The 13,336-nt window shown below is 46.4% G+C and carries 7 protein-coding genes and 1 tRNA gene; 7 read left to right on the top strand and 1 reads right to left on the bottom strand.

Annotation, left to right across the window (positions count from 1 at the left end; all coding sequences use genetic code 11):
- On the top strand, positions 1–1,347 hold a 1,347-nt coding region (locus tag QUB12_RS32150), incomplete at its 5' end, for a calcium-binding protein (protein WP_333310298.1).
- A 508-nt stretch (positions 1,348–1,855) separates the two neighbouring features.
- Positions 1,856–1,927 (top strand) — tRNA-Gly (locus tag QUB12_RS32145).
- 486 nt (positions 1,928–2,413) lie between these two features.
- Here QUB12_RS32145 and QUB12_RS32140 read toward each other — a convergent pair.
- Entirely contained in the window at positions 2,414–3,649 is a 1,236-nt protein-coding gene (locus QUB12_RS32140) for a tyrosine-type recombinase/integrase (RefSeq protein ID WP_333310296.1), read from the bottom strand.
- 204 nt (positions 3,650–3,853) lie between these two features.
- Here QUB12_RS32140 and trhO point away from each other — a divergent pair, with 204 nt between their 5' ends.
- The 5 genes from trhO to QUB12_RS32115 all read left to right on the top strand — a co-directional run bounded on the left by trhO (position 3,854) and on the right by QUB12_RS32115 (position 13,162).
- On the top strand, positions 3,854–4,801 hold the full coding sequence (trhO, locus tag QUB12_RS32135; protein WP_333310294.1) for an oxygen-dependent tRNA uridine(34) hydroxylase TrhO: 948 nt from the start codon (positions 3,854–3,856) through the stop codon (positions 4,799–4,801).
- Between the two features lie 128 nt (positions 4,802–4,929).
- Positions 4,930–5,586, top strand: coding sequence for a glutathione S-transferase (locus QUB12_RS32130; protein WP_333310292.1), 657 nt, complete (start codon positions 4,930–4,932; stop codon positions 5,584–5,586).
- A gap of 424 nt (positions 5,587–6,010) precedes the next feature.
- Entirely contained in the window at positions 6,011–9,379 is a 3,369-nt protein-coding gene (gene dpdE, locus QUB12_RS32125) for a protein DpdE (RefSeq protein WP_333310290.1), read from the top strand.
- 452 nt (positions 9,380–9,831) lie between these two features.
- Positions 9,832–11,109, top strand: coding sequence for an RNA-guided endonuclease IscB (gene iscB / locus QUB12_RS32120; protein ID WP_333310288.1), 1,278 nt, complete (start codon positions 9,832–9,834; stop codon positions 11,107–11,109).
- A 148-nt stretch (positions 11,110–11,257) separates the two neighbouring features.
- Positions 11,258–13,162: a response regulator gene (locus tag QUB12_RS32115; RefSeq protein ID WP_333310285.1), complete on the top strand. Its 1,905-nt coding sequence runs from the start codon at positions 11,258–11,260 to the stop codon at positions 13,160–13,162.
- Positions 13,163–13,336: the final 174 nt, after the last annotated feature.

The raw sequence follows: 13,336 nt of genomic DNA, 5'->3' as shown, positions 1-13,336 counted from the left end.
TCGGCAAGCCAGTCGAGTCAGATTCAGGATACCGATGGCATCGATAATGTGTTGATCGGTTTTAGTACCTCAACCAATATTTCTCTGTCCTTGACAGCGGGAACTCTGGGCTTAGGGCGGCAAGGTACCAGTCTGGTAGTTGATATCAACAAAGACGGAATAGCCAACCCTACGGATGACTTGGTGATTTTAGACTTCTTTGGTGCATCCCCAACCCTCGCGGGTGCGGGTTTGATCGAAACCATCAACAACCTCTCTGGTAGCGACATTCTGGCTGCTAATTTACCAGACTCACCCACAGCGCCGACACCCACAGCGCCGACACCCACCGCGCCGACACCCACGGCGCCAACACCCACGGCGCCAACACCCACGGCGCCAACACCCACGGCGCCGACACCCGCCGCGCCAACACCGGTTGCACTCCCACCGCTGCCACCCACACCGACACCCACACCGGTTACGACGCCCACACCGGCTACAACACCCACACCCGTTTTCACTCCCGCGCAAGCTCAGACGATCGCACTTCCGATCGCACTCACAGTCACAAGCGCGCCCGCACCGACAGGCTCAGCGTCAGGGAATATCGGCAGCAACAGCAATGACGCGATAATTGCGATCGACGCTAACAGTCCCGTCTACGGCAACAAAGGCAACGACACCTTAATCGGCAATAGCGAAAACAACACATTCTTCGGAGGCAAAGAAGACGATGCCTTATTTGGCGACGACGGCAACGATCTCCTATTTGGCAACGACGGCAATGACACCGTGATTGGAGGCGACGGTAACGATATCGAGTTAGGAGGAAAAGGTGACGACGTTTTGTATGGCGGCGACGGTAACGATGCCATCAGTGGCGATCTAGGCAACAATACCTTAGCCGGCGACGCTGGTAACGACAACCTCTACGGCGGTAAAGATAATGATGCTTTGCTGGGCGGTACTGGCAACGATTTCCTCTATGCCAAAGAAGGCAACGACATTCTCAGTGGCGTTGACGGCACTGCTGCTAACCCAGGGCTAGGCGAAGTCGATACCCTGATTGGCGCAGAAGGCAACGATACTTTCTTGCTGGGAGATGCCACCAAGTTCTATTACAACGATGGCAACGATACCGGCACTGGCGCAGGCGACTACGCTTTGATTGTCGGTTTTAACCCGACTGAAGATATCCTCCAACTTCAAGGTGCTCCTAGCACTTACCAGTTAGGTGCTTCACCCGAAGGATTGCCTGCTGGAACCGCTATCTTTAAGAAGACGAATGGCGCGGATGAATTGATTGCGATCGTCCAATCAGTTTCTTTCCTGGCTATTGACAGCACCTCTTTGCGCTTCGTCTAAGGGCAAAGTTCGATTCCCCTGGATCGATCGGCGGTTGAAACCGCTTCTTGTCAAACAAAGTCCCTCTTGCTTGAGACTGAGAAATTTAAGTTAGATTAAGTCCTGCCTTTGGTGCAGGACTTTTTTGTCGGGTGGAGGGGCGATCGGGCCCACGCAAAATTGACAGAGGACTTACGCATGGGGATCAGAAACCGGGTTTTTTACGAAAATACTTTGTTGAAACCGCTAGATTGGGTAAAAAACCCGGTTTCTTTGGTCGGAGTGCCTAAGTCCTGTTAAGCTGTTCGGCATTTAAAGGACTTGCGTAAGGTGCGTCAGCATCTAAGGTTTTCCGTTTCAGCGTAAGGGTTCGCGAATGACGCACCCTACTAGCCTCGTTACTGGTTTAAATGCTCCACAGCTTACACTCAAAATCGCCTGATCCAAATCAGAAAATAGGTGTATAATGTTTTATAGTCGTTTTTGAGCGTAATTGCTACAAAGTGAAAACAGCTAAAAAACACTAAGCGCGGGCGTAATTCAGCGGTAGAATGTCAGCTTCCCATGCTGAACGTCGTGGGTTCGAGTCCCACCGTCCGCTTGCGCGAACAGTATTTAAAACCCTTGAGAAATCAAGGGTTTTGGCGTTTCTAGGGCTTGTTTTCCGTGATTGCAAAGGATGTTTTGGAGATAAAGATCGGGTTTTGGATAGCTAGTTGGAGATAATTTGGAGACAATTTGGAGACAATTTTGACTGTCTCCAAATACAGATGGGGTCGATCGCCTAGCTCTGCAAGTACGTCCAGCACCGCCCCTATATAGCAGTCCTAAATCAGTCGCAAAATTAATCGAGATCAGAATCCTTGTAGTGCAAGCATCTTTCTCGCGTAGGGTTTTGCAAATCATTTAGGATTGCTAGATCCGCCAATTCCGCCCTGGACTTTTTATGATTGAGCGCAACAGGTCCAACCTGTGATAAACTTTTTCGGCTGGTGGCTTAGGTGTCGGACCTTTGTCTGGGTCTTTGTCCGTCTTCGAGCTAGCTAAATCTTCCTCAAATGACCCTAGAATCAACATATTAATAGCATCAAAGGGGGCGTAAATGCTCCAAAATCTTGCCATCCAAATACACAGAATTAATTACTTTCTCCGACGTATCACACCACTTAGCCACAACTGCACTCGGTACGCCTTTACCAACCTGCTCGCTAATAAAAGTATCCCGACAAGAATAAGGGGTGGTGGTTTTGCGGTCTTCTTCAAACTCGCGAGTTTTCTCAGTAATTGGATCAACCAACTTATGCCACGTTCGTATAGTGAAATTGCTGTAATTAATCGCCCCGCCCTTCTTGGGTGAGGGAAAAACCAGACTGTTGTTGTCCGTCAAGTTTTCCGGCTCAAGCTTTCTTAAAAACTCGCTCAATTCCTGATTACAAGGAAATTTGCGGCGCTTGTTATTTTTACTACCATCAACCCTAGTTTCCATCCCGCCCGGATGCTGTACACTGCCGTTAAACACAATGTGAGAAAAGTCGGAGGCAATATCGCGCCACCTCAAACCAACAGCCTCGGAGGGACGGCATCCAGTCATGAACCAAAACTGCACCAAAGGGTAGTAGTAACAAAGCTTCTGCCCTCCATAACCCCTGCCGTTCCAATTTCCCCTGTGGTTCTTGAAGGCTTCTAATACCAACGCCTTTTCTTCGGGACTAAAAGCGTTCGGTTCGGGGTCACTTTGCCAGTTGTGTTTTGGCAAGTCGGCTGCCATTCCGTTAAAAGGGGAAGTGGACAACCTGGTGATAATTTTAAATTTAATTCCCCATTCAACCGCTGCATTTATATAAGTCAAGATTCGCTTAGTCATGCTGTTAGTAGTATCGCCTAGCAGCCACGCGCGTATTTGCAAAGCATCATCCTCGGACAAACTTTGGTAGGGACAGCGGTTAATATAAGCCTGAATGCTCGTTACTAAATAGTGAAAAGTTGTGGGCTTGACAGCAGGTTTTTTGAACTCTAAATATCTCTCAAACAATTTAGTTAGAGTCAGTTCGGGCTTGGACTTGATAGTCTCAACGACGGTCAAGTGAGTTTGCGACTTGTACTTTTTGAGGGTAGGGTCAAAACGCTCGAACTTGATGTCGGATTCAATCAGTTGGGCTTTAGCTTGTGCCAATTCCCAGTTTTCAGGGGTGTCAGGTAGGTTTAGGTACAGGTACTTACGATCGCCCCCGTAAATCTGCCTGGGCAACTGCAAGCGCAGTCTACCACTGCGAGTCTGGACAACTACCGATCCTTTCTTGGCTCTACTAGACGCATCGGTCATGGTAAAATTTCAAAAGCAACAGGACAAGGCTAGCACTTTGGAGACAAAATAGGAGACACAATTCAGCTTTGAGCATACAATCCTCTGCCAGCAGGCGGTTGCATGACCGATACTTACTCGTCAATCTGAACGTCGTGGGTTCGAGTCCCACCGTCCGGTTTAAATTAATTTTCAAAATTCTAATTAGTGCTATCAATTCAATCTATGGCTTATTTCTTAACCGCTGCTTTATATAAGTTCGTTGAACTACCTGATTTTGCTGAGCTGAAAGCACCGCTAATCGATTGTTGCAACAACAACAACGTTAAAGGCACTATCTTGCTGGCCCAAGAAGGCATTAATGGCACTATTGCCGGCTCGTCCGAGGGCGTACACGCAGTGCTGGCCTTCTTGCGTAGTGACCAGCGTTTTGCGGATCTGGTACACAAGGAATCTTTCTCGGAAAAAGCACCTTTTTACCGTCTGAAAATACGCTTGAAGCGCGAAATAGTCACGATGGGAGTACCGGACATTAATCCCCGCCTCATGGCTGGCAAATATGTTAAGCCTGATGAGTGGAATAAGCTGCTTGACGATCCCGATGTTGTCGTGGTTGATGTGCGTAACGACTTCGAGGTATCTATGGGTACTTTTGAAGGCGCTATTAATCCCAAAACAAAAAGCTTTTCTGAGTTACCTGAATGGGTGCGGCGGGAAACTGCTTTACGCAATAAACCCAAGGTGGCAATGTTTTGCACGGGTGGTATTCGCTGCGAGAAATCTACTGCTTTTTTGCGTAGTCAAGGTTTTGAGGAAGTCTATCATCTCGAAGGCGGAATTTTAAAATATTTGGAAACGGTGCCGGAAGCAGAAAGTCGTTGGGAAGGTGAATGTTTTGTCTTTGATGAACGGGTTTCTGTTGGTCAGGACTTAAAGCCTGGTAACTATGAACTTTGTCGCGGTTGTCGTCACCCGATTAGTCAGGAAGATAAGGCTTCTGAATTCTTTGTACTTGGTGTGAGTTGTCCTCATTGTCATGACTCAAAAACTGAAACCAAAAAACAAGCTTTATCTGAACGTCAACGTCAGATTGAGCTTGCTAAGCGTCGCAACCAAGTACATATAGGCGCGCGCTACGATGCGAAGGAAAAAGTAGATGAGGCCTGCGACTAATATTATTATTCACTAAGCTCAAAGAAACCCAGTTTCTACGAAAAATCTTGTTTGGCGACGAGAAATATCGAAAGAAACCGGGTTTCTGACCCGAAAAACCCGATCGTGCGATCGACTAAACATATAATATGTCAGCAACATACCCGATTTTGTATTCCTTTCGCCGCTGTCCCTATGCTATGCGGGCGCGCTTGGCCTTGATGGTTAGCAATCGGGTGTGTGAGTTACGGGAAGTTGTTTTGCGAGAGAAACCACCAGAGATGTTGGAGGTATCTCCCAAAGGTACAGTACCAATATTGATTGATGTTGACGGGCGTGTACTCGATCAAAGTATCGATATCATGTTGTGGGCATTGAGACAACACGATCCTGACAAATGGTTGATGCCACAGCAAGGTTCTGTTACAGAAATGCTGGAACTAATCGCTCTATTTGATGATAGGTTTAAATATCATCTTGACCGTTATAAGTACCCGGATCGTTATCCAGGTGTTGATGCCCAAATACATCGTTATGAGGGTTCTTTATTCCTGGAAAAACTCAACTCACAGTTAAGTGCCACTAAATATTTGTTTGGTAACAATGTAGCATTGGCTGATATGGCGATCGCACCTTTTGTTCGTCAATTTGCTCATACAGATCAAACTTGGTTCAACGAACAGCCTTGGCCTGGGCTACAAGCTTGGTTAGCAGGGTTCACAGAGTCGGAAATTTATAGCAGTGTGATGCAGAAATATCCGAAATGGGAATCCGGGAATCTAGGCGTTATTTTTCCTTCCTCGTAATTAGTTATTCAGGACTTACGGACTCAAGGGCGTTGAATCAAGGGTTTGAGATTGTTTCACTAGGTTTTCTTGGGACAGAAAATGGTAGTAGGTGCGTCAGTCCTATTATACTTATTCGCTGTCAGCATATTTATTCAATGCCCAAAATGTTAGTTACCATGCTAAACTTATTGTTTTCCGAATGCCAGATTGACCGAAAGCATCGAGGATACCCGCCACGTGATTCATTCCTTCGGAGACTCAAGACGGAGAAATCAAAAACGTGTATCCGATGAAACTTGCCGAACGTATTTATCCGTGGTGTCAATGCTTCAAATCTAAAATCTAAAATCTAAAATCTAAAATCGATTGACTGTCATTTGACTAGAAAAGTGACGGCGGCAAAAATCGCATTTTGCTAAAATTTTTAACTTGAAAGGCGTTAGTGTATTCTAGTAAGTATTGTCAGGCTGAAATTATGATTGATGTTGGTTCGTTAGTTCGATCGCCCAGAAACGATTTGGGAGTCGGAAAAGTTGTTGAGGTATCGCGTATCGAGGCGGTAGTTGAATATTTTTGCTCAGTTAAAAATCGCATCCGCAAAACCGTGCCCTTAAGTCTACTGCAAGAAGCTAGACTTCAGCGCCAAACCCGCTGCTACCTCTGGAGTACCACTCAGGAAAGATGGATAATTGGGCGAGTTTATGATTGGGATGAAGATAAATTAGAGTACGAAATTGACCTGCCCGACAGCCAAAGTTTGCAAGCTGTTGAAACCGAACTTTACGTTCGCTGCAATATCCCGATCGCCGATCCGATCGACATTTTAGCAGTCAAAGGCCAAGAAACGCCGTATTTTCACGATCGCCGATTGGCATTTGTTCAATCTGCGATCGAACAGCGGGCCGTCAGCCGCGGCATGACCGGTTTAATTTCTGCTAACATAGACCTCTATCCGCACCAAGTTGAAGTCGTGCGGCGCGTCCTAGAAGACCCAATCGTGCGCTATTTATTGGCAGACGAACCAGGACTGGGAAAAACAGTAGAAGCCGGCACAATTCTCCGCCAATTCCTGCTAGATGAACCCAACGGACGCGCTGTGGTACTGGTTCCGAAATACTTGCTCGAACAGTGGCGGCAGGAGTTGGAAAATAAATTCTATTTGTCTCATTTTGCTGACCGAGTGCAGCTTGTTGCTGTTAGCGAAATCAATCAAATTAGCCGCAACGCTAACCTGGATTTTCTGATTGTTGATGAAGCGCATGATGTGGCGGCAATGGCAAATTCGAGCGATCGCGCTCAGCAGCAGTCCTTTGAACTCTGTCAGAAACTAGCTCAGAAAAGCAAAAATGTATTGTTATTATCTGCAAGGCCAGTTCTCGGCCACGAGCAAGATTTTCTAACGATGCTGCACTTGCTAGATCCCACAACTTACCGTCTTGATGACCTGGAAAGCTTCAAGGAACAGGTGCAAAACCGTCAAGAAATCGGCCGCGCTTTGCTAGATTTCCGAGAAAATTCCCAGCCTGCTGTTTTGCAAACAAAACTCGCTCAACTTCGCACTATTTTTGCCAAAGATGATTATTTAATCGGATTAGCAACAGAGTTAGAAAGTTGTTTGAAAACTAAAGAAACAGCAGAACAGGCTCGGCTTGTCCGAACTATTCGCACTCACGTTAGCGATACCTACCGCCTCCATCGTCGCATCCTTCGCAACCGCCGGGATGCGGTTGAAGATGTGATTTTCGAGCGAGATGCTGTCCCCAAAACTGAGTACGATCTGAATGATGAACAGTGGTCGGAAATTCAAACCGTACTCGATAAATGGCGCACAGTGGCTCCCAAGTCGAGCGAATATCAGAGAATTTTTCTGCTATTTTTCCGCGCTTCTGGTACTTGGCTGAATGTTTTAGAACGGGTTGTCAAAGCTCGTTTGCAGAAAAAATCGACTCCAGAACTCGATCGCGAATTTGGACAAAATGACACGGCGATTTTGACCAAAACTGCGCTGTTTCCCGAAGAAAGGGAAATGCTGGAAACCTTGCTCAATACCCTGGAAAAGCCCCAGGAAGGGCTGGATCGACTGAGTTTGTTACGAATCGCGGTTCTCCGATTTCTGGCAGTTGCTTTGAAGGTTCCGCGCGAGTATCACAGCAAACCTCGCGATTTGCTGTCGAGAATTCAACAGCAAATTAAACGACCGATTCCGGGCGAGCGTTTCCCGAAAATTGTGATTTTTACCAGTTTTACTGCAACTTGTAAAGAGATTGCGGAAAATTTAGCTAAAATCTTTGGTAAAAATGCGATCGCCAGCCATGACACGAGCAAATCGGCTGATGATGTTGAGGCTAGTCTCAAGCGGTTTAAGACTGAGCCGCATTGTTTTATCTTAGTGTGCGATCGATCGGCCGAAGCAGGGGTAAATCTGCAATTGACAGATTGGTTAGTTCACTTCGATTTGGCGTGGTTTCCCAACCAGTTAGAACAAAGACTCGGCAGAGTCGATCGCATTGGCAGCAAAATGGGAGTGCAATTTTGTTTGTTTGCAGGCCCGGATTTGCCAGAGAGTCCCCACGAAGCTTGGTTTCAAGTTTTAAAAGATGGGTTTGATATCTTCAACAAATCTATTGCCAGCCTTCAGTTTTATGCTGAGGAAAAACTTCTCAAACTTGAAGAAAAGTTGTTTGCTGAGGGAGGCAAGGGCTTATCCAGCGAAATTGAAGCGATTAAAACTGAAATCGCACAAGAGAAAATCAAAATTGACGAACAGTACGTTCTCGATGAAATTGATACTCTGGATGACAGTGCATCTCAGTATTTTGAATCTCTCGACAACTGCGATGCTAAGCATAAAGAAATGCAGCGGGCTACTGAAGGTTGGTTGTGTCAAGCTCTTCACTTCAAACAAATCGAACATCCGAGTATATCGGGGTTGATGCGCTATAAACCTACTCAAAAAACGTTAATTCCCTCGAACGATTTGATGACCAGATTGGTTCCTTATTGCCAGCAATATGGTAGTTACAATCGCCGCATTGCTTATCAGAATGCGGATGTCGCTCTTTACCGCATTGGTGAGGGGTTGATCGATGCAATTAGCTCTTATATTCGCTGGGACGATCGCGGTCAAGCTTTTGCCATGTGGCGGCATGATGAAAGTTGGGATGCGGAGCCCGGGAAGGAGTGGTTCGGCTTTCAGTTTAATTATTCAATCCAGACTGATGTGCAGCCAGCCAAGCAAGTTTTGCAAGCACAAAACATCGAAAATTACAACTTGAAAGCTTTGCAGCGCCGCGCTGATGCTCTGTTTATCCCAATATTTGAAACTGTGTTTGTAGATGCTCGCAGTGAGCAGATGTCTCTGGTGGAAGATGCGGAACTTCTGGCGATTCTGCAGCGGGATTATAAGGGGAAAGGTGGGCCGAATCGGGATTATAATTTGTCGAAAAATCGCACGTCGCTGATTGACAGTTTTGTCGATCCGCTAGAATGGGATGATTTTTGTCAAAAGGGACGGGTGGTATCGGAGGAGTTGCTGCGCGGGCGATCGGCTTTTGTGGAAATGTGCGATCGATCTGCTGTTACTGCTGCTATCCAACTAGAAAACCGGGTGAATCAATTGCAATTGCGGTTGAATCGACTTTCTAAATCCGAACAACTTTTAGAATCGGTTTTGGCTGATGAAATTAGTACGGAAAGTTTGTTGAGTCAAGCGGTTTTAGCTGGGATTCGCCGCCCGCACATGACTCTTGAGTCTGTGGGATTTATGGTGATTTCTGGGCGTCCTCCTGTAAAGTCGGAGGATGAGGGATAATTTGTTTGGGAGGGCGATCGCTCTTTTTGGGGGCGATCGCTTTTTAGCAACCGCAGATGCAGGCGGATAAACGCGGATGGACGCAGATGAAGGAAAGGGCGATCCGTTTTATCTAAACTGGGGAAGTGACAGCAATTTTTAGGTTATGGGACTGCAAAAATGATAAGATAAAAGCAGTAGTAATGAGTAGCAGTAAGGAACCCCACGCTTAAAAGCGGGGGCTTTTAGGAAGTCCGGCTCGATCGCCAGCGGTGCAAGAAGAAAGCCCGAACCTTACCAGAGACAGGATTAGACCTACGTTTTTAGAGTCATGATACCGGAAAATGCGACGCTAGTTTTCCGCTCTATCGCCAAAAGTTAAACAGGATTAACGGGGTTAAACCAGTGCTTTTGGCATAACAAGCTCCTAAAACATTCAAGGGAGCGAACTTTACCCAGCAATGGAGGACTTTGTGTCTAATTTCGTTTTTGTACTTGATATCCACAAACGACCGCTCAATCCAATTCGTCCAGGATTGGCTCGCAAATTGCTAACCACTGGCAAAGCTGCTGTTTTTAAAAGATATCCATTCACACTCATTCTCACGGTAGAGATAACAGCACCCCAGGAACCAATCACTCTTAAATTAGACCCTGGCTCCAAGGCTACTGGAATCGCATTAGTGCAAGGAAAAGACGTAATCTTTGGTGCAGAACTAGCTCACCGAGGTCAAGCTATTAAAGCTGGTCTGGAGTCTCGCCGTTCATTGCGTAGAGGCAGAAGAAATCGTCATACCCGCTACCGAAAAGCTAGATTATTAAACAGAACTCGCTCGAAAGGGTGGTTGGCTCCAAGCTTGCAACATCGTGTAGAAACAACCTTAACTTGGGTAAAGAGATTGAGGAAAGTTGCTCCCATTGCTTCTGTTTCGCAAGAACTTGTGCGGTTCGACTTGCAACAATCAGAAAACCCAGAAATTAGTGGACTGGAGTACCAGCAAGGCGTTCTATACGGCTACGAGATCCGCGAATATTTATTGAACAAATGGGACAGAAAGTGCGCGTATTGTGGAATTACGGATATGCCACTACAAGTCGAACACATTCATCCCAGAGCCAAAGGCGGATCTAATCGAATTTCTAATCTGTGCCTTGCTTGTGATACTTGCAACAAAAAGAAAGGCACTCAAGATATTGAGCAATTCCTATCTAAAAAGCCCGATATTTTAAAGCGGATTCTCTCCCAAGCAAAACGTTCCTTAAAAGATGCAGCAGCAGTTAATTCAACTCGCTGGGCGTTGTTTAACGGACTCCGTTTGACGACTGGTTTACCAGTTTCTACTGGCAGTGGTGGCTTAACAAAATTTAATCGCACTCGTTTGCAGCTACCTAAATCCCACTGGTTAGATGCTGCTTGCGTAGGCAAAGTCGAAGAATTAAAGGTGCTGACTTTTCAACCGCTGTTAATAAAAGCAGCCGGACACGGTACTCGACATATGTGTGGCACAAATAGGTTTGGCTTCCCAGTTCGACACAGATCGAAAAAGCAGATCCATTTTGGTTTTCAAACGGGCGATATTATCAGCGCTACCGTCACCGCAGGCAAGAAAGTCGGTTCCTACGTGGGACGAGTTCTTTGCCGTGCATCCGGTTCGTTCGACATCGCTACAATGAAGGGAAGAGTAGCAGGAATTAGTCATAAATATTGCCAACCTATTCACAAAAAAGATGGCTATTCCTATGGATTTTGATTCAAGGCGACTGAAGTCGCAGCCGCTTTCCTCCCCATGTCGGTAGCCCGGGGCTTGTCGCTCGTTTTTTGGTGATTTAGTTAAAAGCCACGCTTCGGCCTGACATCAAAGCGCGTCGATCGCATGGAAATTAAACCGCACAGCCAAAATGAAGAAGTCTCAGATAAAAATTCTGCTCGTAGAGGACGATGGAGGGCTGAGAGCAACACTGGCAAATGTGTTGGAAGCAAATCATTACGGGTTGGATCGGGCAAATGATGGACAAGTGGGCCTAGACTTGGCAGCAGCAATTGAGTACGATCTAATTGTGTTAGACGTGCAGGTTCCCAAACTCGATGGAATTAGTCTATGTCGGCAATTGCGATCGCAAGGCTACCACAAACCGATCCTGTTAATGACGGCAAAGGATTCAGATGCGGAGATGGTGGCTCTTCTCGATGCGGGCGCCGATGATTACATCAGCAAGCCTTTTGCTACGGAAGTATTACTGGCAAGAATACGAACTTTATTGCGACGCAGTAAAGCACTTTCCCCAGGAGGTTCTACTCAGAATTCAGCGGCTAATACATTGACTTGGGGAGAGCTTTGTTTAGATTTAGAGTCTGGTAGAGTGACATTTTGCGAACAAATAATTTCACTGACACCGACCGAATATAATCTGCTGGAATTATTACTGCGAAATCCCGATCGCATCTTTAGTCGCAGTGCTATTTTGGATCGTTTGTGGGGATTTGATGAGGCACCAACCGATCGCGCCATTATCACTCATATTAAGGATGTCAGAAAGAAATTGAAGGCCGGCGGCTTAACTGAAGAAATCATCGAAACAGTTTATGGCATGGGCTATCGACTGAAACCGTACACCCAATCTGCATCGTCTAGTTCAAATAATCTTGGGATTGAGCGCACCAAAAAACATCAATCTCACGGGGTAGATAAGTCCGAAAGCTACAAAGTGTTAGAGCGGTTTCGGGGATGCTTCAACCAACAAATTGCTGTATTGGAACAGGCAAAAACTGCTCTATTAGCAGGAAATTTAGAAACAGAATTACAGCACGCGGCCAAACATGAAGCTCATAAATTAGCTGGCTCTCTGGGATCTTTTGGTTATCCCGAAGGCTCGAAATTGGCACGCTCGGCAGAGCATTTGCTAATAAAATATCGCTCTTTGACTGCTGAGGAAATTACCCGCTTCTCGGAATTGGTGACAGGATTACAGCAGGAATTAGCCAAAACACCGATTACATCAACGGCTGTACCAGTTTCTACTATTTCAACTTTCAACTATCGGGTTTTGGTAGTTGATGATGATGCTGCATTAACGGAGCGATTGAAAGTAGAATCCGAAGCTTGGGGATTGCGGATGAAAATTGCGCCGAATATTACTGCTGCCCGATCGCGTCTTGCTTTGTCAATGCCCGATGTGATGTTACTAGATTTAAGCTTTGCAGAGACAGAGGAAGATGGATTGACGCTACTGCGAGAACTGACCGAGCGATCGCCTAACCTGCCTATAATTGTCTTTACCGGACGAGATAGCCTTGCCGATCGCTTGGCAGTATCGCGCTTAGGTGCTAAGCAATTTCTCCACAAACCTGCAACCACCGAGCAAATTTTTCGAGCCATCGCCCGTGTTTTACCCACTCCCAAAACTTCAGAAGCGAAAGTCTTAATCGTAGATGATGACCCTGTGATGCTGGTTAAATTATCAGCGTTACTGACTCCTTGGGGAATTGAGGTGACAATTCTCAAAGAACCAGAGCAATTTTGGGATGTGTTAATTCGCACTGAGCCCGATTTAGTAGTGCTGGATCTAGAAATGCCGATCGTCAGCGGGTTAGAATTGTGTCAGGTGGTGCGACAAGATATCCAATGGGAAAATTTACCGATTTTGGTGGTGACAGCCCATACCGATCCAGAATCTCTCCAACAAGCCTTTGCAGCGGGAGCTGATGATTTTATTACCAAGCCGGTACTAGGGCCTGAATTAGTCACGCGGGTATTCAGCCGAATCAGGCGCAGTCGTCCTTTACTTCAGGGTGGGAATACTTAAATAAAACTTATACCAATTTTTTATGAGGCCCCGTAGAATCCGATCCCCCCGGCGCCCCCTTAATAAGGGCAGGGCGGTTTCATTCTCACCAAAAGGTTTTTGTAGGGGCGGTGCCCCCGTGCCCGCCCCCACCCACAGACGATTTCACAGGCGTTTGGGACATGGGGGCAACCA

Origin of the sequence: Microcoleus sp. B7-D4 (assembly GCF_036705125.1) — a bacterium.
Taxonomy (GTDB): domain Bacteria; phylum Cyanobacteriota; class Cyanobacteriia; order Cyanobacteriales; family Microcoleaceae; genus Microcoleus.
This window is presented reverse-complemented; position numbering and strand designations above follow the sequence as displayed.